Consider the following 24,244-nt stretch of genomic DNA (forward strand, 5'->3'; position numbering starts at 1 on the left):
GGCGATCCGGGTCAGCCGGGCCGCGCGTCGTCGCGATAGCGCGCCGGCGTGGCGCCGAGCTGCCGCCGGAACATCGCGATGAAGGCGCTGACGTTGTCGTAGCCGAGGTCGAGCGCGATCCGCGTGACCGGCAGGCCGGCGGCCAGCATCTCCAGCGCGCGCAGCAGGCGCGCGCGCTGCCGCCACGCGGTGAAGCTGAAACCGGTCTCGGCGACGAAGCGGCGGGTCAGCGTGCGCGGCGCGATCGCCGCCCACTGCGCCCACGCATCGAGCGTGCGGTTGTCGGCGGGATGGTCGGCGAGCGCCCGGGCGATGCGTCGCAGCCGGGGATCGTGCGGCAGCGGCAGGCCGAGCGGCTCGCGCGGGGCGGCGGCGATCTCGTCGAGAATCACGGCGGCGACGCGGTCCTGCGCCGCGTCGAGCGTACCGCCGGGCCAGCTCGCCGCCCGCTCGACGGCGGCGCGCAGCAGCGCCGGCATCGCCAGCGCGCAGGGTTCGGCCGGCAGCGCGGCGCACGCGCCGGGCGTCACGTACACCGCCCACCCGGAGAACGGCCCGTGCGAGCGCATCGAGTGCGGGACGTCCGGGGGAATCCACACCGCATGGGTGGCGGGCACCACCCATTCGCCGCATGCCGCGCCGATCGACAGCAGCCCCGCGAGCGCGCCGAACAGCTGCCCCCGCGCATGGCGGTGCGCCCGGGTCACGCGGATGTCTGGGCCGGCGATCCGCACCGCATGAACGACGGGACCGTCGCGGGACTGGCTGCGGGCAGGGAGGATGAGCGGGGTCGTCATGGCGCGAGTGGCGTATCGAATGGCATTTATAACGCAGTAAGGCCATGCGCGGCAATCTATCGTGGAGGCCTCGCTACCCAGGAGTCCATGATGAAAGCCGAAACAATGCTGCCCGACGGGCAAGACCGGACGACGATCGGCGGCGTGCCGATCCGCAAGGGGACTGTCGGCGCGTTCCTCGTCAACGCCCGCGCATGGTGCGATCCGTCGAGCGGCGCCGCCGCGCGCGCGGCGGCGCAACGGGATATCGCCGATGCCCTGCCGGCGCTGCGCGCGCTCGGCCTGTTCGACGTGATGGAGATCCGCGATCCGGCGCTCGCGGCGTTCGTCGCCGCGCGGTGCGGGGGCTAGCGGCGGCTCAACGCGCGTCCCCATGAAAAAGCGCCGATGGCCGTGGCGGCCGTCGGCGCGTATTCCAGGCGTGCAGCGGAGCTTCAGTTCGACTTTTCGTCGGTGAGGGTTTTCAGGAACGCGATGATGTCCTTCATGTCCTGCGGCGTCATCGCCGGCGCGTCGCCGAACTTGCGGTCGAACGGCGCGTCCGTCACGTCGACGTTCGCCTGGTACTTCGCCGGGATGTCGTCGTACTTGGCGATCTTGCCGTCCGGCCCGCGCGGGTAGAACTTGCCCGGATCGGTATTGCGCGCGTTGTAGAAATCCATCACCTGATCGAGCGTGTGATACACGCCGTTGTGGAAGAACACGTGGCGCGTCGCCGAGTTGCGCAGCGTCGGCGTGAGGAACATCGCGCAGTACTGCGTCTGGTCCTTCAGATCCTCCCGGAACGGGCCGCACACGCCGAGATCGTAGAAATCGGGGTTGTGATTCTGCGCGAGCGCGCGATTGCGCGGCAGGCCGAGCGCTTCGTACTGGTAGTCGGTGAACATCGGCGGCAGGCCGTCCGCGCCGGGCTTGGACAGATGGCAGCCCGCGCAGTTGGCCTTGTTCGGATCGTTGAAGAGCCGCAGTCCGTGCAGCTCCGCCTGCGTGAGCCGCGCCTTGCCTTCCAGCCAGCGATCGTACTTGCTGGCGTACGGATGGAACGACGGATCCTCGACCTGGTAGCGCGCGATCGCGAACATCGCTTCGGAAACGGCGAGCCGCGCATCGCCGAAGATGCGCGCGCCGAACAGCTGCGTGAACTGCCGCGCGTACGGGGCCTGCGCGAGCTTCTGCGCGACGCTGTCGATGCTGGTGTTCGCCATTTCGACCGGATTGAGCAGCGGACCGAACGCCTGCTGCTGCAGCGTGTCCGCGCGGCCGTCCCAGAACATCCCGCCCTGCGGCACCATCTGCGGCGCGGCGGCGACGCCCGCGGTCTTCTGCGCCTTCACGACGTCGGCGGACGAAGCGGCGGTCTGCGCGACGCTCGCGGCATCGTCGTTCTCCGACGTATCGGGGCCGATCGTGAAGTTCGGCTGCCGGTACAGGTACATCAGCGACGGCGGCGGGCGGTAGCCCTGCAATCCCATCGCCTTGCCGCCGAGCTGCACGTCGAGATCGTTCGGCGGCCCGTACGCGTGGTCCGGGCTGTGGCACGACGCGCACGACTGGCGGCCCGACGCGGACAGCGCCGGATCGAAGAACAGCGCCTTGCCGAGCTGCGCGACGGCGCTCAGCGGCGCGGCGGCGGGGCGCTGCAGCACGACCGGATGCGGATTCGCGCCGGTCAGGTTCTCGACCAGCTCGCCGACGGCCTTCGGCGTATCGGCGGGAAACGCGACGGCGAACGCGGCGAAGCCCAGCGCGCCGGCGGCGATCAGCCACGCGGCGATGCGCAGCGGGCGGCGCGGGCGCGGCGTGGGGGCGCCGGGCTGCGCGGCGGGAGACGGGGAAGTCGTGGGCGTAGCGGAAAACTCGGTCATGCGGAGGCGGTCTCGTGCTTGGATTCGTGCTGGCGTCGCGGCGCGCCAGATAGGCAAAAGGCCGGCGCTCTGCGCGCCGGCCGGTTTCGGGTTAGGCCCGGATTCAGATCGACGGCGGCGTGCTCACTTGCGTGCCGAGCGTCGGATCCAGGTACAGCGTGGTCGTGTTCGCGCTGCCGCTGAAGTTGAACAGATCGCGGATATCGCCGGCGCTGGCGTCGAACGAGCCGCCGCCGAGACGCGCGCTGTTCAGCCAGTTGTCCTCGATGAAGCGGACCACGGACGCCTGGTCGATCAGCACGTGGCTCACGTAGTTCTGCTTCGCCCACGGCGACACGACGATGAACGGGATGCGCGTGCCCGGGCCGCAGCGGCCGTTCACGGGGGCACCGCCGACGCCGTTCGGCGCCGTGCCGGTGCCGCATTTGCCGTTGCCGTTCAGCTGCTCGATCGCGTCGAACGATGCGTGCGTCGGCGACGTGTACGCATGGTCGTACCAGCCGTCCGAATCGTCGTAGGTGACGATCACGGCGGTGTTCTGCCAGTCGGGCTGCTGCTGCAGGAAGTTGACGACCTTCGTCACGAACGCCTGCTCGTCGAGCGGGTCCGAGTAGCCGGCATGCGCGTCCTGGGCGGCCGGGGCCTTCAGGAAGCTCACCGACGGATAGTTGCCGGCCTTCACGGCGGCGAAGAAGTCATCCGTGTCGTACTGGTGATTCGCCGGCTCGGCCGTCTTGCCGTCCGTCTGGACGCTCGAGCCGATCGCCGCGACCGAGCTCGGACGCGTGTGCTGCGGATTCGCGGTCGAGGCGAAGTACTGGAACCAGTTGTGGTGCGGGATGTAGTCCGACGTCGCGGCGTTCACGGCGGTGGCGATCGTGCTGCGGTTGCAGCCCGTCGTGCCGTTGCTGTTGGTGGTCGACAGGTTGAAGCCGCCCATGAAGCCGCCCCACGAGATGTTCTGGCCGTTCAGCAGGTCGCCGATGTTCTTGCCGGACATCATTGCCTGGTCTGTCGTGCTCGAGCACACGTCGTAGCCCGGGTCGACGTCGTTGATCATCGTGTAGCCGCTCTGACCGTCGTTGATGTAATACGACTTCTTCGCGAGCGTCGACACGGCCGCCGAGGTCTTCACGATCTGCATGCCGTTGGTCTGGCCGGACACCACCTCGAGCGCGCCCGGCGTCGACGGACCGTAGGTCGACGTGTACGCGTTGTCGCTCATCGCGAAGTGCTGCGCGTAGTTCCAGAGCGCCGTCACGGTGTTGCCGTCGAAGTAGCCCATCACCTGGCCCGTCGTGCCGAACGCGCCCGCGCCGCCGCTCGACCCCGAGCCCGTGTATTTCGGGAAAAGGTCGGCGATGCCGTTGTCGTAGGCCTGCTCTTCGGCCGTGTACGCGTGGTTCTGGTCGGCCGTCGCCGCTTGCGTGCGGTCGAGGCGGAACGGATTGGCGGCGCCCGCGCCGTTCGTGGTGTTCGTCGAATTCGGATTCGCGGTGAGCAGCGCGCCCGACAGGCCGTTGACGGTCGGCGTGCCGGAGGCCGCGTTGAACACCGGTTCGCCCGACGGATTGCTCGCGTTCGGGTAGGTCGCGAAGTAATGATCGAACGACACGTTCTCGTTGTAGATCACGACCACGTGCTTGATCGGGGTCGCGGTCTTGAGCGCGTCCTGGGACGACACGACGGGTGCCGGCGCGGGGCTGGAAGTGTCGGTACCGCCACACGCGTAGAGGGCGATGGCCGATCCGGCGCACGCAGTGGCGATCAAAGCTCGACGAAGCATCTTGTGGGACTCCATTGGAAAGCCGTCTGTTTTTTTCAAATCCCCGTGTGCGACGGCATGAACCGAATCGGTTTCGGATGGGGGCTCGTCGCGGGTTTCGGTGCAGTACGCGACCCGGCTTCGGAGCAGCAGCATTGAAACAGGTCGGTATGAAGTTATGGAGGCGGGGCGCTTTCGCGGACGTTACGTGGAAATATCGGGCGAATTACAGCCGGCCCGGACAGCGCGGCGCAGGGCGCAGGTGCGCGCGGGCGTGTCGCGGCGCGCGAAGCGGCGATTGGGGGAGGCGAGGATGCGAGACGCGGCGAGGCGGGGTGAAGGCGAGCGAGGAAGCGAAGAAGAGAAGAAGCGCGTTGCATCGCGCACGCGCGGCTCGCTCAGGCGGGAAGCGAGCCGCGCGCGACGCTCCGGTCAGAACGGGCTGCGCGTCGTGCCGGTGTCGGTGAAGATCGCGTCGATCACCTGGTAGAACGCCATCGCCGTATCGGCGACCTCCCAGGTGGCGAGGATCACGTGATAGCCGCTGCGTACCGGCAACTGGCACTGGTGGATGGTCGGCTGCGGCGGAATCAGGTTCGCGTTCGCGCTCCAGTACGGCTGGCCGGGGTTCTGGATCGTGCAGAAGGGTTTCGCTTCGAACTGCGCGCGCGTCAGTTTCTCGGACGGATTCCAGTCGGTGCGCGTGATGAAGTAGTTCCAGCGCCGGGTCTTGTGCACCGCGCTGTATTCCCATTTGAAATTCTGCAGCGCGCCGGAGCGCAGCGGGATCTTCTGCCAGCGCCCGGGCGATTGCTCGTCCAGCACCGGCAGGCTGCCGTTCGTGCTCGAACCCGCGATTTCGCCGTCCTTCGGCGGTGCGGCGTTCTTCGCGTCGTCCGGCGCGAACGGGTCCGACAGCCCGCCTTGCGTCGCGGGGAAGAACTTGCCGTTTTCCATCGCGTTCGCATGCCATGCGTCGACCGCGCAGTCCGGATTCTGGCCTTGCGTGCACAGCACGATGCGCGACGGCGGGTCGGTCAGGCGGCCGTGCGCGCCGGCGGCGGCCGCGACGGCGAGCAGTGCCGCGCCGGCCAGCGCGTGCGTCGTGATGGAAGCGGCCGAACGTCGAATCAGCTGTTTCATGAGGTCCTCGCGGGTGAGGGGGGCGGTGGTCGAAGCCGCGAACCGGATGCGGTTCGATACGGCGGATTGCGGGCGCGCCGCCGAACCGGCGGCTGACCCGGATGCGCGGCGGCGCACCGTCGGCAGCGCGAATGAATCGTGACATCGCGCTTTCCGGTGCGGCCTGCCGAGTGGGCGAATCGTAAAGATAGACCGGCGGCGCGAAAACGAATTGATGCGGCGCAACCGGCGTCGGTTTGTCGGGCATCGGGCCGAATCGATTGATTCGGTTGCGATTTCCTGAACGGAGATTAGCGCGCGATCGGTGAACGGGCAGCTACCCAGAACAGGTAGTGTCGGCAAATTGTCGGGTGTGGAAAAATATTTGCTTTCAGATTTATTTCGCACGCGCAAAGGAGCGAAAGACGCGCCGGCCGCGACGCGAACCGCAAGGGGCCGACCGGGCGGATCGGGGCACGCGGGACGGGACGGCGGGGCGGGCCGCATCGCGGCGCGGCGACGCGCAGTCCGGCCGCGATCCGCAAAGCTTTTATAATCGCGCATGACTTCATTTCCCGTTCCGGCGGTTTTTCCGCCCATCGAGCTGCGGCTGCGGCCGCACGCGTCATCGTCGCGGCCGCAGCCGCGTCCCGCGATGTCCTCTTTCTCCGCCGCATCGGCGGCGCGCAAGCAGCGCACGGCGATCGCATGAAAATACCGAAACGCCTGGTCCCGCTGGTCGAGGAAGGCCTGATCGACGAAGTCGTCGGCCAGTTGATGAGCGGCAAGGAAGCCACGGTCTACGTGGTGCGCAGCGGCGAATCGACGCGCTGCGCGAAGGTCTACAAGGATGCGAAGCAGCGCAGCTTCCGGCAGGCGGCCACCTATCGGGACGGCCGCGGGGTGAAGAACAGTCGTCAGGCCCGCGCGATGGAAAAGGGCACGCGCTACGGCCGCCAGATGCAGGAAGAGGCCTGGCAGAACGCCGAGGTCGACATGCTGTTCCGGCTGGCGAGCGCAGGCGTGCGGGTGCCGCGTCCGTACATCTGCACCGACGGCGTGCTGCTGATGGAACTGGTGCTGGACGGCGACGGCAATGTCGCGCCGCGCCTGAACGATGTCGAACTGACCGAAGCGCGCGCGCTCGATCTGCACGCGGTGCTGCTGAAGGAGGTCGTCCGGATGCTGTGCGCGGGGGCGATCCACGGCGATCTGTCCGAGTACAACATCCTGCTCGCGGGCGACGGGCCGGTGATCATCGATCTGCCGCAGGCGGTCGACGCCGCCGGCAACAACGAGGCGCCCGCGATGCTCGGGCGCGACGTCGACAATCTCGCGACCTACTTCGGACAGTTCGCGCCGCAACTGCTGGGAACCGGCTACGGCAAGGAGATCTGGGCGCTGTACGAGGCGGGCGAACTGAGCGTGGATACCGAGTTGACCGGCGTGGCGCCGGTCGCCGCGGGGCCGGTGGATCTCGACAGCGTGCTGCAGGAACTCGAAGACACGCGCCTCGAGGAGGAGGCGCGGCTCATGCGGCTGGAGGCGTCGCGCTCGGGGGCGTGAGCGGGCGGCGCGGTGCGATCACGGGCGCTGCCGGCGCCGGATCGCGATGCGTGCCTTTCCGCGCGGATGCCGCCCGCCGGATCGCCCGACGCTTGGCAAGCCGTGACGACTCCGCACCCGCCGCCTACGCCGCCTGCTGGTAGTACAGGTTCTGCGGATGCCGCGCATCGGCGAAGAAATACCAGCGCTCCACCACCAGCCCGCCGAACTGCACGAGGCTCGCGGCCAGCAGCAGCGCCAGTGCCTGCGCGCCGCTTCCGGCGCTGCCGCCGCATGCGATCAGCACGGCCGGCGCGCCGAACGCGCCGACGAGAAACGTCCATTTGAGCCGCCGCAGCGCCTGCGGCGATCTGCCGTGAAAGAACTCGCGCAGGTTGAACGCGCTCGCGGTGAAGCCGCGCGAGATCTGCACCACCTGTTTCGCATGCAGGCCGGTGGCGCTTTGCAGCGTCGACTTCGGCCGCAGGCGCGCATTGCGGCTCAGCGCGGCGACGCGGCCCGCGCAGCCGGCGAGCGTCAGTACCCACGCGCAGGCGGCGAGGCCCGTGAGCAGATCCGGCGCGAGCCACGCGGCCGCGGCCGCCGCGACCGTGAACCCCGACGCGCAGCCGAGCAGCGTGAAGTTGAGCATCGTGAGCGGCGTCGCCCATTCCTGCAGGAAGCGCAGGCACGCATAGATCATCGACGTGCAGACGAACAGCGCGCCGCTGGCGATCAGGCCGAACGCGCCGATCGCGAACGCATAGGGCAGCGCCAGTGCATGCGCGCCGCCGTACGCGAATGCGCTCGCGATGAAGAGCGGCAGGCACAGGCATTCGCGCGACAGCCAGGACGTGCGCCACATCGCGATCGCGCGCCACGCGCGCTCCGGATGGCCGAGATGGAAAAACGACGCGACGAGGCCCAGCACGCCGAGCAGGCCGGCGAAGATCGCGCCCGACGCGAGGAACAGCGGCGGCGGCGGTGCGATCCAGCCGGCGCGGCTCGCGCATTCGACGCCGAACAGCGCGATCAGCAGGCCTTGTCCCGCGCCGCACAGCGTGGTCAGGAACACCACGGAAAAAGCAGGTTTCATCGATCCCTCGTCAAGAATGGCGAGGCCGGCGCGCCGTTCATGCGCCGGCCTCCGGCGGTGCGGAACACGCGCAGCCGCTGCCGCACGAGGCGACCGGCTTGCGCGGCAGGTAGTGGTTGGCCGGTTTCGTGCCCCATTCCGGCATCAGCTGATAGCCGTCCCGCTCCCGGATCGCCTGCGAGACGACCGAATCGGGATCGTGAATGTCGCCGAACAGGCGGGCGGACGTCGGGCAGGCCAGCACGCACGCCGGCTTGCGGTCGCGCTCGGGCAGCGCGTCGTTATGGATGCGGTCCGCGCACAGCGTGCACTTGGTCATTTCCTGGCGCGTTTCGTCCAGCTCGCGCGCGCCGTAGGGGCACGCCCACGCGCAGTACTTGCAGCCGATGCATTTGTCGAAATCGATCAGCACCAGCCCGTCTTCCTTGCGCTTGTAGCTCGCGCCCGTCGGGCACACCGGCACGCACGGCGGATCTTCGCAGTGCAGGCACGACTTGGGCAGATGCACGGTGTCGGCGTCGGGAAATTCGCCGACCTCGTAGGTCTGCACCCGGTTGAAGAAGGTGCCGGAGTGGCCGGCGTCGTAAGGCCTCAGGTCGGACAGGCTGCCGGCCTCGCCGGACGTGTTCCATTCCTTGCAGCTGGTCACGCAGGCCTGGCAGCCCACGCAGACGTTCAGGTCGATGACGAGCGCCATCTGGGTCATAGCCGTTCCTCCGTCGCTTCATTTGGCCGGCGTGCCGGCGGATTTCCCGCCGCGCCGCCGGCCGGCGAAATACGCGCGCACGACGCGCTGGACCATGTTGGTCGAGCCGGGCAGCGGCGGCATCGGCGCGAACTGCGGCAGCGTGTGATCCGCGTCCGCCTCCGCCGGATAGATCCGCACGCGCACGTCGAACCAGGCCGCCTGGCCGGTGACCGGATCGGAATTCGACAGCCGCGCGCCGGCCGCGTCCGGCAATTCGTCGGTGATCAGGTGGTTCAGCAGGAAGCCGCGCCGCGCCTCGCTGGCATCGGCGCCGAGATTCCACGCGCCCGCCGCCTTGCCGATCGCATTCCAGGTCCACACGGTGCCGGGCTCCACGGTCTCGCTGTAGCGCGCCATGCAGCGCACCTTGCCCCATTGCGACTCGACGTAGATCCACGCGCCGTCGGCAATGCCGTTCTCGCGCGCGACGCCGGGATTCATGTACAGGTAGTTCTCACCGTGAATCTGCCGCAGCCACGCGTTCTGCGAATCCCACGAGTGGTACATCGCCATCGGCCGCTGCGTGACGGCGGTCAGCGGATAGCGCGCGCGATCGGTCGCGTCGGCCTCGAGCGGCGCGTACCAGAACGGCAGCGGATCGAAATAGCGCTGCAGCCGCTCGCGCAGATGAGCGGGCGGCACGCGGCCCCGGGTCTTGCCCTGCGCGGCGAGCCGGAATTTCTGCAGCACCTCGGAATAGAGGTTGATCACGATCGGCGTGTCGAACTTGCGGAAGCCGTGCTCCACCGCCCATTGCAGATACGGGCCGTTGGCGCCCCGCATGTACTGCAGCGACTCCGGCAGCGTGTAATGGAACACGCAGTTGTTGCGCGCGTACGCGTCCCACTGGTCCGGGTTCGGTTCGCCGACCAGCGCCTGGTCGCCGTCGCGGCCGCGCCAGCCGATCAGGAAGCCCACGCCGGAGTCGGGCGCGGTCTGGTAGTTGACGATGAAGTCGGGGTAGTCGCGGAACTTGCGCCCGCCGTCGGGCGCCGTGAACGCGGGCAGCTTGAGCCGGCCGGCCAGTTCGACCAGCACCTCCTGGAACGGCCGGCATTCGCCCGTGCGCGGCACGACCGGCACCCGCACCGAATCGACCGGTCCGTCGAACTCCGAGATCGGCCGGTCGAGCACCGACATCGCGTCGTGACGCTCCAGGTAGGTCGTATCCGGCAGGATCAGGTCGGCGAACGCGGTCATCTCCGACTGGAACGCGTCGCAGACGACGATGAACGGGATCCGGTATTCGCCGTCGTCCCGCTTGTCGACCAGCATCTGCCGCACCCCGACCGTATTCATCGACGAATTCCACGCGAGATTCGCCATGAAGATCAGCAGCGTGTCGATCGGATAGGGATCGCCGCGCCAGGCGTTGGTGATCACGCTGTGCATCAGGCCGTGCACCGCGAGCGGGTATTCCCACGAGAACGCCTTGTCGATCCGACCGGGCCGGCCGTCGTCGTCGACGAACAGATCCTCGGGGCCGGCGGGCCAGCCGAGCGGACCGCTCGCGAGCGGCGTGCCGGGCCGCACCTGGTCCGGATGGCTCGGCGGTTTCGCCGACGGCGGCACCGCGCGCGGATACGGCGATTTGTGCCGGAAGCCGCCGGGCCGGTCGATCGTGCCGAGCAGCGACATCAGCACCGCCAGCGCGCGGATCGACTGGAAGCCGTTCGAGTGGGCGGCGAGGCCGCGCATCGCATGGAATGCGACGGGGTTGCCGGTGACGGTGTCGTGGGTCTCGCCCCATGCGTCGGTCCAGCGGATCGGCAGCGTGATCTTGTGGTCGCGCGCGGTCGCGGCCATTTCCCGCGCGAGCCGGCGGATGGTCGCGGCGGCGATGCCGGTGATGTCTTCCGCCCATTCGGGCGTGCAGGCGGCGACCTGCTCGCGCAGCAGCGCGAACGACGGCGCGACCGGCGTGCCGTCCGCCAGCGCGTAGCGGCCCGTGAGCGCGGGCGTCACGCCGGGGGTGTGGTGCGCGACGGCGCGCTGCGCGGCGGGATCCCACCATAGATGATTTTGCGGGAACAGCGGATTGCGCTCCGGGGCGGCGGGGTCGCGCACGAACAGGCCGAACGCATCGCCTGCCTCGTTCATGTCGAGCAGCTCGGCGGCATTGGTGAAGCGGACGACGAAATCGCGGTCGTAAGCATCGGCCTCGATCAGCTCGCGGATCAGCGCCATGAACAGCGCGCCGTCGGTGCCCGGGCGGATCGGCACCCACTCGTCGGCAATGGCCGCGTAGCCGGTGCGGATCGGGTTGATCGCGATGAAGCGGCCGCCCGCGCGCTTGAACTTCGAGATCGCGATTTTCAGCGGATTGGAATGATGGTCCTCGGCGGTGCCGATCATGAAAAACAGCTTCGCCCGGTCGAGATCGGGGCCGCCGAACTCCCAGAACGAGCCGCCCATCGTGTAGATCATGCCGGCCGCCATGTTGACCGAGCAAAAGCCGCCGTGCGCCGCGTAGTTCGGGGTGCCGAACTGTTTGGCGAACAGGCCGGTCAGCGCCTGCATCTGGTCGCGGCCGGTGAACAGCGCGAAGCGCTTCGGATCGGTGGCGCGCAGGTGGGCGAGGCGCTTTTCGAGCAGGTCCAGCGCGACGTCCCAACTGACCGGCTCGAACTGGGCGCTGCCGCGCTCCGCGCCGGGCTTGCGCATCAGCGGCTGCGTGAGGCGGGCGGGCGAGTACTGCTTCATGATCCCCGATGCGCCCTTCGCGCAGATGACGCCCTGGTTCAGCGGGTGATCGGGGTTGCCGTCGATGTAGCGGACTTCGCCGTCGCGCAGGTGGACGCGGATGCCGCAGCGGCACGCGCACATGTAGCAGGTGGTGGTCTTGACGTCGAGCGCCTCGTCTTGAGTGCGCGCGTGATGTTCCATGCTGACCTCGTGGGTTCTGCGGTTCGGTCGGGCGAACCGGCATCGGGGACGGTGAGTGCGATCGTAACGGTTTGCGTGGCGAACGGGAAATCGCGATTGCTGATCCGGTCCATCATCTCCGCTGATGGATGACCGTGCGCGAGCCGGCGCGGCCGGTAGCGCGGCGGTGCTTGCGGGCGTGGGGATCCGAGCGGGCCTCGGACGGCGCGGCTTGGCGGTCGCCCGGAGGCGGTTCCGCCTGATTGGCCGCGCGGAGGCCTCTTCCGCGAACCGGGAAACCGCATCCGCGGCCGGGTGCGAGACGCCTCGGCCGTTCGCGGGCGGCGGCCGGGCCCGCGCGTTCGGCGGGGCTTGCTCGCGGCCGCCCGCATCGCTTCACGAATCCCCCTCGCGAATCGTCCTTGCAAGCGTCCCGCCGACGTGTCGGCGGGCTGTCCGCACATCCACCTTCCGGGAGAACTTCATGCCAGATGGACAGACCTGCCTCTGCCAGAGCGCTTCGACGCGGCACCGCCCGCGAATCCGGCCGAGAGGCCGGCGTGCCGCCGGCCGGCGCGGCCCGCCGCCGCGGCAGCACCTGCCTTCGCGACGCCTCGCGAGAGCGGCGGACCATCCGCTGCGGACCGGTGCGGCGGCCGGGCAACGGGGAGGCGCGCGTCATGCGTAACGAGGCGCTCGAACCTTTGCTCCGGCAGCTTGCCGAGAAACGCCTGGGCCGTGCGTTGCAGCCCGAGGAGGAACAGGTCTTGGTGGAGCGGCTGCGACGCGAAACGGGAAACCCGCAGGCGCAGGCCGCCGCTCCGGTCGCGCCGGCTCCGCAGCACGCGCCGGCGCCGAGTCCGCCCGCGTTGGCACCCAGAAACCGCCAGGAGGTGCGGGATCAGATGAAACATTTCCTGCAGCTGAACCAGCAGAAGGCCTACGAAAAGATGCGCGGCATCCTGCAGACGATCGATGCTCAGAACGAAACGACCTTGAAGATGCTGGATGCGGAGCAGAAGACGGTCTCCGGCATGCTCGACGCGCGCGAGCCGCCGAACGAACCCGGCGCGCCGGATTCGCAGCCCGCGCCGCCCGATCCGCAGGAAGGCACACGTCAGGCACTCCTGATGATCGGCGCGCACATGACGGAGCTCGTCAAGCAGGAGATCGAAAAATGCTTCCAGTGGTATGTGGAGCCGCTCGCCGAACAGGTGAAGGAGATGCATGAGCGGGTGCGCGATCTGCAGGCGCGCGCGCAGGCGCGGGAGACGGACGAAATCGCGCCCGCATCGCCGGCGACGGCCGAGGCGGCGCCGAACCCCTCGAATGCCGTTCACGACGCGCCCGGTCCAGCGTCCTTGGAGTAGCACCCGGGCTCTTGACCGAACGAACCTTCAGCCAGCGACCGGCGTGCGACTTCCCAACTTCAAACGTGAACCAAGGAGCAAAAGATGACTGATACGTGCCATGTGTGCCAGGTCAATCCGGCGATCACCGATGCGGTGACCCAGGTCAACGTCAAGGTCGTGGCCGAAGCGCCGGCGATGGCGATGGGCTCGCTCTACCAGGCTCAGAGCCATTCCCTCAGCATCCTGTTCGAGAACGCGGTGCAGCAGCAGTCGCAGGCGGCCATCCAGTCGCAAACCTCCACGAACGTGGGCACGATGCAGCTGTACACCATCGGGCCGGAGAGCGCGGGCGCCGCCGCCACGGAGATCGGGGCGAACGGCATCATCGCCGTGCTGGCCGACGTGCTCGCGATCGGCAAGGCCGTGGTCTGAAGCGCTACCCGGGCGCCGGGGTCGGCCGCCGCTCGGCTCGCCCGAGCCGACGTCCGACCCCGGCGCCGGGTAGATCAGCACGATGACGGCCGGCGCCGGAGGCAACGGCGCCGGGCCATGTTCCGGACACGCTGATCAACATGCGCGCTTCACGGAGCCGATGTTGCGGCTGTCAGTCAACCAGGAGAAATCGATATGCCAGCTATCGCAGGTGATAACAACGGCCCGGCGGCAACGGACCCGTGCAAGGCTTGCGGCGTCAATTCCGCGATCACCGACGCGGTGACGCAGGTGAATGTCAAGGTGGTGGGTGAAGCGCCCGCCATGGCGATGGGTTCGCTCTATCAGGCCCAGAGCCATTCCCTCGGCATTCTGTTCGAGAACGCGGTGCAGCAGCAGTCGCAGGCGGCCATCCAGCTGCAGACTTCGACGAACGTCGGCACGATGCAGCTCTATACCCTCGGGCCGGCCAGCGCAGGCGCGGCGGCCACGTCGATCGGGGCGAACGGCATCATTTCCGTGCTGGCGGATGTGCTCGCGATCGGGAAAGCGCTCGGGCCCAGGCCCACGCCGCTCTAACGCTTCCCCCGGCGCCGGCGTCAGGCGGCGGCTCGGTCGAACGAGTCGCCGCCGCTTTCCGCGCCGCGTTCGCGGCCCGGCGATCGTCCCGAACCCGCCGGCCGTCGACGCGCTTGCCCGCGACCCTGTCGAGACCGCCGGCCAACCAGGAGATACGCGATGCCAGACAAAGTTTCCCCGGCGATCACCGATGCGGTCGCGCAGACCAACGTCAAGGTGGTGGGAGAGTCGCCCGCCGTGGCGTTGGGCACGCTCTTCATCTCGAATGCGCACGCTACCTCGGTGCTGCTCCACAACGCCGTGCAGATGCAGGCGAATCAGGCCGCCGCCAACCAGGCCGCGACGACCGCGGGCATCCTGCAGCTCTACAGCGGCACGCCGGTGGCCGTCGCCGCCGCGGTGCGGGCGGCGAACAACAGCTTCACGTCGCAGATCGCGGCCATCGCGCAACTCATTCATGCCGTTCATCCCCATCGAGGTTGACCGCCGCTGCCCGTCGGGCGCTCGAACCGGCCCGGCGGGCGCGGGGCGCAGCCGCGTCAGCGGACCGGCCCGCGCGAAGGGGCTCGGGAAACCTTGAGCCGATGTCGCGTGCTCGCGGGGTCTTGGCGGTGAATTGTCCTGTCGCCGATCGCTGCACGGTCCGATCCGGATCTCGATCGCGCCGCGGCGCCGGTCGCTTGCAGACCCGGGTCGTCGATGTCCGCGACGGCGGCCGCGCAGCCCCGCGTACGTGGGGAGGCTTGCGCCTTCGCATGCCGGTGTGTTGTCCGCCGGAGCGCTGTCCCGGCGCCGGCGTCTCGGTTTATTCCGTTCCGTGCGATGTGCCGTACCGCAGGCCGCCGGGTCGGCGCAGGCGGACAGTGCGGCTCGATGCGGGGCAATCCGCTGTGCGCATGCGGTCGGGAGGTAGGCTCGAGTAGGGGCGGGTCGGGCGGGAGAGGGCGGCGCGGGCCGCCGGTCGCCGTCGATCCGATTCGCCGCGACGGAACGGACCGACCGGCATCCGGGGAGCACGCTCGATGCCGCGTTCGAATGCGGCTCGCCGTTCGGTCTCGCGAGGGCCATGCCCTCGCACGGGTGTCACGGCCCTTTCTTGTCCAGCAGCGACTGGTACTTCAGCAGGCTCTCGTCGATCTTCTCGAGCGCGAAACTGGCCGCTTCGCCCTCGATCGCTTCGGCGGCGCCGGCGACCATCGCGGCCGTCGCGACAAACAGGTCCGTCAGCAGCAGCCCGATCGCGTCCATCGCCATGCCGCGCTCGTCCTCGTCGATGGTCTTCTGCGCCAGATCCCGCATCAGCACGCCCTTGCCGGCGATCGCCAGCGAGGTGGACGCCTCGAAGTAGTTCGCCGCCGCCTGGGCCACCATGCCGCCCGCCTGCGTGATCATCATGTTGGGGCCGATGGCGATCTGGGTGGTGGCGTAGGCGGCCGCCTCCGCGTTGATCGCCTGTACCGTCTGCAGCGATGCGCTGCCGGCCCGCCCGGCCAGGCCGCCCGCGTCCGGCACCTGCAGCGCGTCGGAAAACCGGCGCAGACGATTGGTCGGCCAGGTCCGGGCGCCGGCCCGCGGCGTCTGCGCGCCCCGGGTCGCCGCCGGCGCGGACGCGGCGTCGGCTTCCTGCGCGCCCGTGCGGGCCGGATTACGTTTGTCGCCGGGTTGGCCTTTCGTGGTCATGTCCAGATGTCCTCGGAATCAAGCGGTCAGGGCGTCTTACAGGATCTTGCCGGTCGCCGGCGCGGCGGCCGACGTCTTGGGCGACGACGGTTCGATGGACAGGATCATCGCCACCGCCTTCGAAACGACCGCGTTCGAAATCTGGTTCAGCGCGGCTTGTTGCTGCGTCATGTTCTGTGCCGAGATGCCGACGGCCTGGCTGAACACCTGATAGAGGGTGCCCATGGCCTGAGCGGGGGATCCCGCGACGACGCTGACGTTGCTCTGGGTCACCGCGTCGGTGATCTGTTCGTTGACTTTGTCTGCCACGAGGCCTCCTGGGATCTCGGGTACGGCACGCGATGGAAAGAGCGGGGCGGGCCGGACGACCGGCCGCGCGGTACACGCCATTACGGACGCTGCGACCGCGCGTTTGTGAAGGCGCGCCGGAATCCGCCGCCCGCATGGGCGGGCCTCAAGCCAGCTCGGCGCGCAGCTTCTTGCGCAGCAGCTCCACGCGTTTTCTGGCGAGCGGCTCGTTGATGCCGAGCGTCGCGGCGATATGCAGGTAAGGCCGATCCTCCTCGAACTTCAGCACGAACAGCGCCTGCTGCTGCGGCGTGAGCGTGGACAGCGTGTGTTCGAGACGCAGCAGCTGCTGTTTCAGCAGATGCTGATGTTCCACCGACGGAGTATGGCCGGCCAGCTCGATGACATGATCCTCGTCCCAGTCGGCGTCGAATTCGAGCACGCAGTTTTCGCGGCTGCGGCGCCGCGCGTAATCGAGGAATGCATGGTTGAGCACCAGGAAGAGAAAACCGGCCAGGTTCTGCACCCGCCCCGGCGAGCGCTGCAGATACACATGCACCTTGAGCGCCGTGTCGGACAGCAGTTCGTCGGCGCGGTGCGTGTCGCCTTTGCACAGCAGGCGCGCGCGCCGCCGCAGTTTCCCCTGCATTTCCCGCCAGGTGCGATCGAGCTGCTGGGTGAGCGAGGCATCGGTCGGGGCGTCGGATTGGCTTGAGATTTTCATCCTGGACTTTCCTCGTCTGGGGAAAGCACAGGATCGGTTTGGTGACGGCGGTCACGCAGTTACGCATGTAACAACATCGGATTCGAATTTCGTTTGAAAGGACTGATTTAGTTTGCATTAACGATATGCCGAAGCCGCTCCGGTTTTTCCATGGTCAATCCCTGTCCATTCACGCGAATCAGACCTTCCCGCCGCCATTTCTGCAAAAGAATATTCAACCGGGGCCGGCTGACATTGAGCATCGCGGCGAAGATGCTCTGATTCTCCGGGAGCACGACTTCCCGGTTGCCGTTTTGCCCCCGGTCGAGCAGATAGCGCGCGAGCCGCGCCTCCAGCCGATACAGGCACGCCGACTCCACGAAATCGCTCAACTGGTGCAGGTGGCGGCATAGTTGCCCGTAGACCCGCTCCATGAAATCGGCGTCGGCCAGCAGCGGCGCGAAGTGCTGGCGATGCAGGAGCGAAATCCGGCAATCCGGGCTGAGCTGCGCGGTGAAGCTGCGCCGGTGGGCGCCCGCCAGCGCGCTTTCGCCGATCAGCTCTCCGGGCAGCGAGCGCCCGAGGATGATTTCCCGTCCGCCCGGCTCGTGCAGTGTCTTGTACACGTGGCCGCGATGGACGAACGCCACGAAATCCTCGGGGTCGCCCTTGAAGAACAGCAGGCGATTGCCGCGTTCCGGCCACGGCGCGAGATGTCGTTCGATGTGCAGCAGCAGGCTTTCCGGCAGCTTGTCGAGTATCGGGGTATTGCACAGTGCTTGAGCGGGAGCAGGAGCAGACATGTTTTCCGTATGCCGTTGTTTAATATTTCAACCACCCAGCGGAAAACGTCTTGTCAAGGACGGTGTGAAAGGGACGATGAGAACACCTACCACAATTGGTAGGTGATGAGATCGTATCGACAATCGGAATCGGGAATGACGAAGGGAAATAATCGGCTCGAATGCCATTGCGGCAATCCGAAGCGAATTCCGGGCGCAGATATAACACCCGGATAAGAAAATGCCGCGCGTCATTTAAGCGGCATCGCGGGCGATGCCCGAATGCCGAATGGAACGCATGGCCGAAAAGGAGAGCCGCGACGCGAGAGAGCGACGCGGATTCGCCATGGCCTCCCAGGGCACCGGACCCGGGCCATCCCCGCGCGCGGCCCCGGCGCGGACACGCGGCGGCCGGCGCCCGCTACGCCGGAGGGATGACGTTCCGACGGCAGCCGGATTACGAAGGGCTGTCGGTGCGCGCGCCGTCACCGCGTTTGCGGACTTGCCTCTAGGCGTCGACGCAAGTTTGACCAAGTTTGGCAATTGCCGCTTCTGATCCACACGGCGGTTGTGTAGGCTATGTCCGCGTTGACTTCCAACCGATCTTTCCGGGTACAACTGAACATGTCGAATTCGTGGCGCAAGCCCACGCTGCTGGCAGGCGGTGTCGGCGCACTGGGGGTGGTGTTCGGCGACATCGGCACGAGCCCGCTCTATACGTTGAAGACCGTGCTCGATCTGTCGGGCGGCCAATCGCCGGCGACGATACTCGGCATCGTGTCGCTGCTCGTCTGGACGCTGATCGTCGTCACGACGGTCAAGTATGCCGGCTTCGCGATGCGGATCGACAACGACGGGGAAGGCGGCATCCTCGCGCTGATGGCGCTGCTCGGGGTCAAGCGGCACAAGCGGCCGATGATCGTCGCGGCGGGCCTGTTCGGCGCGGCGCTGATCTACGGCGACGGCGCGATCACGCCGGCGATTTCCGTGCTGTCCGCGCTGGAGGGGCTGAACATCGTCGAGCCCGCGCTGGCGCCCTACGTGTTGCCGCTGGCCGTGGCGATCCTGCTCGGACTGTTCGCGCTGCAGCCGCTCGGCACCGCCCGGATCGGGCGCGCGTTCGGCCCCGTCATGGCGCTGTGGTTCGTCACGATGGCGGTGCTGGGCATCATGGGCATCGCGCGGCATCCGGCGATCCTGTGGGCGCTCAACCCCCTGTACGGGCTCACGTATCTGCTGCATGGCGGCAGCGGCAGTTTCCTGGTGCTGGGCGGCGTGTTTCTCTGCGTGACGGGCGCGGAAGCGCTCTATGCGGACATGGGGCATTTCGGCGCGCGTCCGATCAAGTTCGCGTGGTCCTCGCTCGTCTTTCCGAGCCTCGTGCTGAACTATGCGGGGCAGGGCGCGATCGTTCTCGCCGGCGCGCCCACCAGCGGCAACATCTTCTTCCGTCTGTGTCCCGAGCCGCTGCTGCTGCCGCTCGTGATCCTCGCGACCGTCGCCACGGTCATCGCGAGCCAGTCGATCATCACCGGCGCGTTTTCGATGACGCGGCAAGCGATCCAGCTCGACTGGATGCCGCGCCTGAAAATCTCGCAGACCTCCGAGGACGGGTACGGCCAGATCTACATCGGCGCGGTCAACTGGACGTTGATGGCGGTGACGATCGGCCTCGCGCTGGCCTTCCGCAAATCCGACAACCTCGCAGGCGCATACGGCATCGCGGTATCGGCCACGATGCTGATGACCACGATGCTGCTGTTCATCGCGATGCGCGAGATCTGGGGATGGGGGCGCGCGGCGAGCGGCGCGGTGGCGGCGCTGTTCTTCGTGTTCGACGCGGCGTTCTTCGCGTCGAACATGATGAAGCTGCTGGACGGCGGCTATGTGCCGCTGATGCTGGCGGCGCTGGTCTATCTCGTGATGTACGTCTGGCACCGGGGCGTCACGGCGGTGGCCAACCGGCTCGGCGAGAACGCGATGCCGATCGCCGCGTTCACGGCGGAGATCGCCGCCGAAGGGGTGGCGCGCGTGCCCGGCACGGCCGTGTTCCTCTCCCGCGCGAAGACCGAGACGCCCGCCGTGCTGCGCTGGTACGTGAAGCACAGCCGGGCGCTGCAGCAGCGCGTGCTGACGATCTCGCTGGAGACGGCGTCGACGCCCTGGGTGGCGGCGGACAGCCGGGTCAAGCTCGCGCAGCCCGCGCCGGACTACTGGTCGGTGATCGCGACCTACGGCTTCATGGAGCGGCCGGATCTGCCCGCGCTGATGGCGCGGATCGCGCAGCAGGGCTGCCCGGTGGATCCGGCCGAGGTGACCTATTTCATCGGCATGGAGCGGATCGTGCCGCGCGACGACGGGCTCGGCCTGCCGCGCTGGATCGAAGCGCTGTTCGCGACGATGCTGCGCAACTGCGCGCGCGTGACCGACTACCTGCGGGTGCCCGCCGATCAGGTGGTCGACCTGGGGCGGCAGGTGTCGATCTAGGCGCGAGGGTTCGCGTTTTCGATCGGCATCGCGCTCGTGCACTTGATTTCGTCGAGGCACACGCTCGACTGTACGCCGCTCACGCCGGGGATGCGCATCAGCGTGTCGAGCAGGAAGGTCGACAGGCCTTTCAGATCCTCGGCCACCACTTTCAGCACGTAGTCGATGTCGCCCGTGACCGAGAAGCACTCCTGGATCTGCGCCAGTTCCGCGACGAGCGTCTGGAATTTCGACAGATCGCGGATGTGTCCGCGCTCCATCGTGACCTGCACGAACGCGGTCACGCCGAAGCCGAGCGTCTCGGGGTCGAGCCGCGTCTCATAGCGCCGGATCGCGCCGATCTCCTCGAGCCGGCGATGCCGCCGCAAGGTTTGCGCGGGGGACAGGCCGACGGCCTTCGCCAGTTCCAGATTCGTGGTCCGGCCGTGTTCCTGCAGAATGCCCAGCAAGTGGCGGTCGATCCGGTCCAGAAGCGGTTCGTGCATTTTTATTTCCTCGATGGTCTCCTGAGCGCAATCTTATCTCATAATGTAGGGTTTGCATGAAGGGCTTACGAAACCCCATTTCATCCCGCCGGCGATACACTGAGCCCCGATTTTTGTGCTGGATCAAGAAGACGGCGCGCGGCGGATGACGGGATCGGGTGTTTCTGCCCGTTGAACGGACGACGAGGCGCGTTGCATGAAGATCGCATTTCCCCATTCGGCGCCTGACGCAGGAAACCCGCATGGCCGCCGGTAACAGCAAAACAGCGCCTGGATCGCCGACCGAAGAGTCGGCCCGACGGCGCGCCGCCTTCGAACAAGGCGGAGCGTGTGGAGAAGACATGGTTTCGGATCACGAGAACGAGGGCCTCAAGCGCGGCCTGAAGAACCGCCACATCCAGCTGATCGCGCTGGGCGGCGCGATCGGCACGGGGCTGTTCCTGGGTATCGCGCAGACCATCAAGATGGCGGGTCCGTCGGTGCTGCTCGGCTACGGCGTGGCCGGCATCGTCGCGTTTTTCATCATGCGGCAGTTGGGCGAAATGGTGGTCGACGAGCCGGTGGCCGGTTCGTTCAGCTATTTCGCGAACAAGTATTGCGGGCACTTCACCGGCTTCCTGTCGGGCTGGAACTACTGGGTGCTGTACATCCTCGTCAGCATGGCCGAACTGTCGGCGGTCGGCATCTACGTGCAGTACTGGTGGCCCGGCGTGCCGACCTGGGTGTCCGCGCTGGTGTTCTTCGCGGTCATCAATGCGATCAATCTCGCGAGCGTCAAATCCTACGGCGAGACGGAATTCTGGTTCTCGATCATCAAGGTCGCGGCGATCGTCGGCATGATCCTGTTCGGCGGCTATCTGCTGGCCTCCGGCAACGCGGGCCCGGAAGCCGGCGTCGCCAACCTGTGGCGGCACGGCGGGTTCTTCCCGAACGGCGTGAGCGGGCTGGTGATGTCGATGGCGGTGATCATGTTCTCGTTCGGCGGGCTCGAACTGGTCGGCATCACGGCGGCCGAGGCCGACGATCCGAAGCACAGCATTCCGCGCGCGACCAACCAGGTGATCTATCGGATCCTGATTTTCTACATCGGCGCGCTCGGCGTGCTGCTGTCGCTGTATCCGTGGGAGAAGGTCGTGTCGGGCGGCAGCCCGTTCGTGCTGATCTTCCACGCGCTCAGCAGCAATCTCGTCGCCAACGTGCTGAACCTCGTCGTGCTGACGGCGGCGCTGTCGGTGTACAACAGCGGCGTGTACTGCAACAGCCGGATGCTGTACGGCCTCGCGCAGCAGGGCAACGCGCCGAAGGCGCTGCTCAAGGTGAACCGGCGCGGCATTCCGCTCGTCGCGCTCGGCGCGTCGGCGCTCGCCACCGCGCTGTGCGTCGTGATCAACTACTTCATGCCGGGCAAGGCGTTCGAGATGCTGATGGGCCTCGTCGTGTCGGCGATCATCATCAACTGGGCGATGATCAGTATCATTCACCTGAAGTTCCGCCAGACGAAGCGGGAAGCGGGCGTGGAAACCCGCTTCAAGAGCCTCGGCTATCCGCTGACGAATTACCTGTGCCTCGCGTTCATGGCCGGCATCCTGGTCGTCATGTACCTGACGCCGGACCTGCGCCTGTCCGTGTATCTGATCCCGGTGTGGCTCGCCGTGCTCGGCATCGGCTACCGGTACCGTCAGAGGAATGCCGGCTACCCGCTGCACGACGGCGCGTCGACGCGCTGATCCGTCCGCGCGCACCCACGAATCCTTCATCATCCAGTCAGACACCGCCATGTTCGAACATATCGATGCGTATCCCGGGGATCCGATTCTCTCGCTGAACGAGAATTTCCAGAAAGATCCGCGCAGCCGGAAGGTCAACCTGAGCATCGGCATCTATTTCGATGCCGACGGCAAGATCCCGGTGATGGGGGCCGTGCGCGAAGCCGGGGCCGCGTTGTACGGCGAATCCGGCCCGACGCCGTATCTGCCGATGACGGGGATCGCCGCGTATCGCGAGGCGGTGCAGTCGCTGGTGTTCGGCGACGCGAGCGAAGCGCGCCGGACCGGGCGCATCGCGACGCTGCAGACGCTCGGCGGATCGGGCGCGCTCAAGGTCGGCGCGGATTTCATCAAGCGCTACTTTCCGGATGCGCAGGTGTGGATCAGCGATCCGAGCTGGGAGAACCACCGCTTCATCTTCGAGCGCGCCGGATTCGCGGTCAACACGTATCCGTACTACGACGAAGCGACGGGCGGCCTCCGGTTCGACGCGATGCTCGCCGCGATCGACGCGCTGCCCAAGCGCAGTGTCGTGCTGCTGCATGCGTGCTGCCACAATCCGACGGGCGTCGATCTCGACGATGCGCAGTGGCTCAAGCTGATCGACGTGCTGCAGACGCGCGAGCTGCTGCCGTTCGTCGACATGGCGTACCAGGGCTTCGGCGCGGGGCTCGACGCCGATGCGTTCGCGGTGCGCGAGCTGGCGCGCCGCGGCATGCCGGCATTGGTCGCGAATTCGTTCTCGAAGAATTTCTCGCTGTACGGCGAGCGGTGCGGCGGCCTCAGCGTGATCTGCGAGGACGCGACGGCGGCCGGGCGCGTGCTGGGTCAACTGGCGGGCGCGGTGCGCGCGAACTACAGCAACCCGCCGACGCATGGCGCGAAGGTGGTCGCGAAGGTGCTGACGACGCCGGCACTGCGCGCGCAGTGGGAAGAGGAGCTGGCGGCGATGTGCCGGCGGATCGCCAAGATGCGCAGCGCGATTCACGACGGCCTGCGCGAGCATGTGCGGGGCGAGGCGCTGTCGCGCTACGTGAAGCAGCGCGGCATGTTTACCTACACGGGTCTCACGGAAACGCAGGTCGAGAGCCTGCGCGAGCAGCACGGCGTGTACGTGCTCCGCTCGGGCCGGATGTGCGTGGCGGGGCTGAACGAATCGAACGTCGGCGCTGTCGTGACGGCGATCGGCGCGGTGCTCGCGAGCGGCGTGTGACGGCCGCGCGGCCGGTGCGCGCGCGACGCGACCGGCATGAAGTGTCCGCAACGGCGAGGGATTCCCTCGCCGTTGCGTCTGTGCGCGAGGCGCGATCGAATGGGGTCTCGCGCGTGTCCCGGTAGCGAAGATCAGGGAGTCAGCATGAGCATCAGCATCGTTCAGCTCGGTTCGGCCCGCGGCGCCGACGAAGGCCTGCGGATCGGCACGGTGCGGCGCCCGCCGCGCGGCGTGCCGAAGGCGGAATTCGCGTCGCGCGATTATTACGACGTGTGGCTGCCGACGCTGTCGCCGAGCGCGGAGCTGGTGGCCGAGGCGCAGGCGGCCGGGACCGATGCGCAATGGAACGCGTTCGCGCGCAAGTTCCGCGCGGAGATGAACCACGGCGACGCGGCGAAGGTGCTGGACACGCTGGCCGCGCTGTCCGCGACGGCGCATTTCTCGGTCGGGTGCTACTGCGACAGCGAAGCGCGGTGCCATCGCGGCATGCTGCGGCAGTTGCTGACGGAGCGAGGGGCGGTGGTCAACGCGTAGCGCCGTTTCGCGAGGCCGCGACCCCGCGGAATCAGGCAACGCATGCGCCTGACCCGCCTGCGTTGCGGAAACGGCGGCGGGACATGGTCGTGCGTGACGGCGCATCGCCGCTCGGCGCCGCGCAGCGTGCGCCGATCTCC

The 24,244-nt window shown here is 67.8% G+C and carries 22 protein-coding genes; 10 read left to right on the forward strand and 12 right to left on the reverse strand.

The genetic code is table 11. The annotated features are described in order from the left end of the window. Positions 1 to 11: 11 nt before the first annotated feature. On the reverse strand, positions 12 to 797 hold the full coding sequence (locus RZR99_RS26330; RefSeq protein ID WP_323122713.1) for an AraC family transcriptional regulator: 786 nt from the start codon (positions 795 to 797) through the stop codon (positions 12 to 14). Between the two features lie 90 nt (positions 798 to 887). Between RZR99_RS26330 and RZR99_RS26335 the strand changes: the two genes are divergently transcribed. After that, positions 888 to 1,148, forward strand: a complete 261-nt coding sequence (locus RZR99_RS26335; RefSeq protein WP_323122714.1) for a hypothetical protein — start codon at positions 888 to 890, stop codon at positions 1,146 to 1,148. Between the two features lie 83 nt (positions 1,149 to 1,231). Here RZR99_RS26335 and RZR99_RS26340 read toward each other — a convergent pair whose 3' ends face one another. The 3 genes from RZR99_RS26340 to RZR99_RS26350 form a co-directional block, all read right to left on the reverse strand. Beyond that, positions 1,232 to 2,662 carry a cytochrome-c peroxidase gene (locus tag RZR99_RS26340; RefSeq protein WP_323122715.1) on the reverse strand — a complete coding sequence of 477 codons (1,431 nt, stop codon included), beginning with the start codon at positions 2,660 to 2,662 and terminating at the stop codon, positions 1,232 to 1,234. 103 nt (positions 2,663 to 2,765) lie between these two features. Further along, positions 2,766 to 4,448, reverse strand: coding sequence for a phospholipase C (locus RZR99_RS26345; protein ID WP_323122716.1), 1,683 nt, complete (start codon positions 4,446 to 4,448; stop codon positions 2,766 to 2,768). 411 nt (positions 4,449 to 4,859) lie between these two features. Further along, complete coding sequence (locus RZR99_RS26350) at positions 4,860 to 5,570, reverse strand: lytic polysaccharide monooxygenase auxiliary activity family 9 protein (RefSeq protein ID WP_323122717.1); 711 nt, start codon at positions 5,568 to 5,570, stop codon at positions 4,860 to 4,862. Positions 5,571 to 6,257: 687 nt separating this feature from the next. On the opposite strand from RZR99_RS26350, the gene RZR99_RS26355 reads away from it, so the two are divergent. After that, positions 6,258 to 7,115, forward strand: coding sequence for a PA4780 family RIO1-like protein kinase (locus RZR99_RS26355; protein WP_323122718.1), 858 nt, complete (start codon positions 6,258 to 6,260; stop codon positions 7,113 to 7,115). A gap of 124 nt (positions 7,116 to 7,239) precedes the next feature. Here RZR99_RS26355 and RZR99_RS26360 read toward each other — a convergent pair whose 3' ends face one another. The 3 genes from RZR99_RS26360 to RZR99_RS26370 are packed head-to-tail and all read right to left on the reverse strand — an operon-like array spanning position 7,240 to position 11,824. After that, positions 7,240 to 8,190, reverse strand: a complete 951-nt coding sequence (locus tag RZR99_RS26360; RefSeq protein WP_323122719.1) for a dimethyl sulfoxide reductase anchor subunit family protein — start codon at positions 8,188 to 8,190, stop codon at positions 7,240 to 7,242. 37 nt (positions 8,191 to 8,227) lie between these two features. Beyond that, positions 8,228 to 8,896 carry a 4Fe-4S dicluster domain-containing protein gene (locus RZR99_RS26365; RefSeq protein WP_323122720.1) on the reverse strand — a complete coding sequence of 223 codons (669 nt, stop codon included), beginning with the start codon at positions 8,894 to 8,896 and terminating at the stop codon, positions 8,228 to 8,230. Positions 8,897 to 8,914: 18 nt separating this feature from the next. Continuing rightward, entirely contained in the window at positions 8,915 to 11,824 is a 2,910-nt protein-coding gene (locus tag RZR99_RS26370; protein WP_323122721.1) for a molybdopterin oxidoreductase family protein, read from the reverse strand. 659 nt (positions 11,825 to 12,483) lie between these two features. Between RZR99_RS26370 and RZR99_RS26375 the strand changes: the two genes are divergently transcribed. The 4 genes from RZR99_RS26375 (at position 12,484) to RZR99_RS26390 (ending at position 14,649) form a co-directional block, all read left to right on the forward strand. Next, the gene (locus RZR99_RS26375) at positions 12,484 to 13,173 is read left to right on the forward strand and encodes a hypothetical protein (RefSeq protein WP_323122722.1); all 690 of its coding nucleotides are present in this window, start codon (positions 12,484 to 12,486) and stop codon (positions 13,171 to 13,173) included. An 84-nt stretch (positions 13,174 to 13,257) separates the two neighbouring features. Further along, on the forward strand, positions 13,258 to 13,587 hold the full coding sequence (locus RZR99_RS26380; protein WP_323122723.1) for a RebB family R body protein: 330 nt from the start codon (positions 13,258 to 13,260) through the stop codon (positions 13,585 to 13,587). Positions 13,588 to 13,782: 195 nt separating this feature from the next. Further along, positions 13,783 to 14,166 (forward strand): RebB family R body protein, encoded by a 384-nt coding sequence (locus RZR99_RS26385; RefSeq protein ID WP_323122724.1) that lies wholly within the window; start codon positions 13,783 to 13,785, stop codon positions 14,164 to 14,166. 159 nt (positions 14,167 to 14,325) lie between these two features. After that, positions 14,326 to 14,649, forward strand: coding sequence for a RebB family R body protein (locus RZR99_RS26390; RefSeq protein WP_323122725.1), 324 nt, complete (start codon positions 14,326 to 14,328; stop codon positions 14,647 to 14,649). A 600-nt stretch (positions 14,650 to 15,249) separates the two neighbouring features. Here RZR99_RS26390 and RZR99_RS26395 read toward each other — a convergent pair. The 4 genes from RZR99_RS26395 to RZR99_RS26410 all read right to left on the reverse strand — a co-directional run bounded on the left by RZR99_RS26395 (position 15,250) and on the right by RZR99_RS26410 (position 17,640). Next, positions 15,250 to 15,846: a hypothetical protein gene (locus tag RZR99_RS26395; RefSeq protein ID WP_323122726.1), complete on the reverse strand. Its 597-nt coding sequence runs from the start codon at positions 15,844 to 15,846 to the stop codon at positions 15,250 to 15,252. A gap of 36 nt (positions 15,847 to 15,882) precedes the next feature. Further along, the gene (locus RZR99_RS26400) at positions 15,883 to 16,155 is read right to left on the reverse strand and encodes a RebB family R body protein (protein WP_323122727.1); all 273 of its coding nucleotides are present in this window, start codon (positions 16,153 to 16,155) and stop codon (positions 15,883 to 15,885) included. A 145-nt stretch (positions 16,156 to 16,300) separates the two neighbouring features. Continuing rightward, positions 16,301 to 16,858, reverse strand: a complete 558-nt coding sequence (locus RZR99_RS26405) for an RNA polymerase sigma factor (RefSeq protein ID WP_323122728.1) — start codon at positions 16,856 to 16,858, stop codon at positions 16,301 to 16,303. 107 nt (positions 16,859 to 16,965) lie between these two features. Next, entirely contained in the window at positions 16,966 to 17,640 is a 675-nt protein-coding gene (locus RZR99_RS26410; protein ID WP_323122729.1) for a Crp/Fnr family transcriptional regulator, read from the reverse strand. Between the two features lie 603 nt (positions 17,641 to 18,243). Between RZR99_RS26410 and RZR99_RS26415 the strand changes: the two genes are divergently transcribed. Further along, positions 18,244 to 20,106, forward strand: a complete 1,863-nt coding sequence (locus RZR99_RS26415) for a potassium transporter Kup (protein ID WP_323122730.1) — start codon at positions 18,244 to 18,246, stop codon at positions 20,104 to 20,106. Here the strand turns inward: RZR99_RS26415 and RZR99_RS26420 are convergent. Further along, a complete protein-coding gene (locus tag RZR99_RS26420) occupies positions 20,103 to 20,591 on the reverse strand; it encodes an Lrp/AsnC family transcriptional regulator (RefSeq protein WP_323122731.1) in 489 nt (162 codons plus the stop codon). The two genes, RZR99_RS26415 and RZR99_RS26420, sit on opposite strands and share 4 nt — an antisense overlap. 341 nt (positions 20,592 to 20,932) lie before the next feature. Between RZR99_RS26420 and RZR99_RS26425 the strand changes: the two genes are divergently transcribed. From RZR99_RS26425 to RZR99_RS26435, 3 genes are all read left to right on the forward strand, one after another. Then, positions 20,933 to 22,318: an amino acid permease gene (locus RZR99_RS26425; RefSeq protein ID WP_323122732.1), complete on the forward strand. Its 1,386-nt coding sequence runs from the start codon at positions 20,933 to 20,935 to the stop codon at positions 22,316 to 22,318. A 49-nt stretch (positions 22,319 to 22,367) separates the two neighbouring features. Next, the gene (locus RZR99_RS26430; protein ID WP_323122733.1) at positions 22,368 to 23,570 is read left to right on the forward strand and encodes an amino acid aminotransferase; all 1,203 of its coding nucleotides are present in this window, start codon (positions 22,368 to 22,370) and stop codon (positions 23,568 to 23,570) included. 144 nt (positions 23,571 to 23,714) lie between these two features. Then, the gene (locus RZR99_RS26435) at positions 23,715 to 24,104 is read left to right on the forward strand and encodes a DUF488 domain-containing protein (protein WP_323122734.1); all 390 of its coding nucleotides are present in this window, start codon (positions 23,715 to 23,717) and stop codon (positions 24,102 to 24,104) included. Positions 24,105 to 24,244 lie beyond the last annotated feature (140 nt).

Source organism: Burkholderia alba (genome assembly GCF_034721475.1).
Classification (GTDB): Bacteria; Pseudomonadota; Gammaproteobacteria; order Burkholderiales; family Burkholderiaceae; genus Burkholderia; species Burkholderia alba.

Excerpts from the sequence above, each read along its gene's own strand:
- RZR99_RS26385 (WP_323122724.1), top strand. The coding sequence starts at position 13,783 with ATGCCAGCTATCGCAGGTGATAACAACGGCCCGGCGGCAACGGACCCG.
- RZR99_RS26435 (WP_323122734.1), top strand. The coding sequence starts at position 23,715 with ATGAGCATCAGCATCGTTCAGCTCGGTTCGGCCCGCGGCGCCGACGAA.
- RZR99_RS26415 (WP_323122730.1), top strand. The coding sequence starts at position 18,244 with ATGTCGAATTCGTGGCGCAAGCCCACGCTGCTGGCAGGCGGTGTCGGC.
- RZR99_RS26430 (WP_323122733.1), top strand. The coding sequence starts at position 22,368 with ATGTTCGAACATATCGATGCGTATCCCGGGGATCCGATTCTCTCGCTG.
- RZR99_RS26330 (WP_323122713.1), bottom strand. The coding sequence starts at position 797 with ATGACGACCCCGCTCATCCTCCCTGCCCGCAGCCAGTCCCGCGACGGT.
- RZR99_RS26360 (WP_323122719.1), bottom strand. The coding sequence starts at position 8,190 with ATGAAACCTGCTTTTTCCGTGGTGTTCCTGACCACGCTGTGCGGCGCG.
- RZR99_RS26340 (WP_323122715.1), bottom strand. The coding sequence starts at position 2,662 with ATGACCGAGTTTTCCGCTACGCCCACGACTTCCCCGTCTCCCGCCGCG.
- RZR99_RS26395 (WP_323122726.1), bottom strand. The coding sequence starts at position 15,846 with ATGACCACGAAAGGCCAACCCGGCGACAAACGTAATCCGGCCCGCACG.
- RZR99_RS26425 (WP_323122732.1), top strand. The coding sequence starts at position 20,933 with ATGGTTTCGGATCACGAGAACGAGGGCCTCAAGCGCGGCCTGAAGAAC.
- RZR99_RS26355 (WP_323122718.1), top strand. The coding sequence starts at position 6,258 with ATGAAAATACCGAAACGCCTGGTCCCGCTGGTCGAGGAAGGCCTGATC.
- RZR99_RS26420 (WP_323122731.1), bottom strand. The coding sequence starts at position 20,591 with ATGCACGAACCGCTTCTGGACCGGATCGACCGCCACTTGCTGGGCATT.
- RZR99_RS26390 (WP_323122725.1), top strand. The coding sequence starts at position 14,326 with ATGCCAGACAAAGTTTCCCCGGCGATCACCGATGCGGTCGCGCAGACC.
- RZR99_RS26350 (WP_323122717.1), bottom strand. The coding sequence starts at position 5,570 with ATGAAACAGCTGATTCGACGTTCGGCCGCTTCCATCACGACGCACGCG.
- RZR99_RS26345 (WP_323122716.1), bottom strand. The coding sequence starts at position 4,448 with ATGCTTCGTCGAGCTTTGATCGCCACTGCGTGCGCCGGATCGGCCATC.
- RZR99_RS26410 (WP_323122729.1), bottom strand. The coding sequence starts at position 17,640 with ATGTCTGCTCCTGCTCCCGCTCAAGCACTGTGCAATACCCCGATACTC.
- RZR99_RS26405 (WP_323122728.1), bottom strand. The coding sequence starts at position 16,858 with ATGAAAATCTCAAGCCAATCCGACGCCCCGACCGATGCCTCGCTCACC.
- RZR99_RS26335 (WP_323122714.1), top strand. The coding sequence starts at position 888 with ATGAAAGCCGAAACAATGCTGCCCGACGGGCAAGACCGGACGACGATC.
- RZR99_RS26370 (WP_323122721.1), bottom strand. The coding sequence starts at position 11,824 with ATGGAACATCACGCGCGCACTCAAGACGAGGCGCTCGACGTCAAGACC.
- RZR99_RS26380 (WP_323122723.1), top strand. The coding sequence starts at position 13,258 with ATGACTGATACGTGCCATGTGTGCCAGGTCAATCCGGCGATCACCGAT.
- RZR99_RS26365 (WP_323122720.1), bottom strand. The coding sequence starts at position 8,896 with ATGACCCAGATGGCGCTCGTCATCGACCTGAACGTCTGCGTGGGCTGC.
- RZR99_RS26375 (WP_323122722.1), top strand. The coding sequence starts at position 12,484 with ATGCGTAACGAGGCGCTCGAACCTTTGCTCCGGCAGCTTGCCGAGAAA.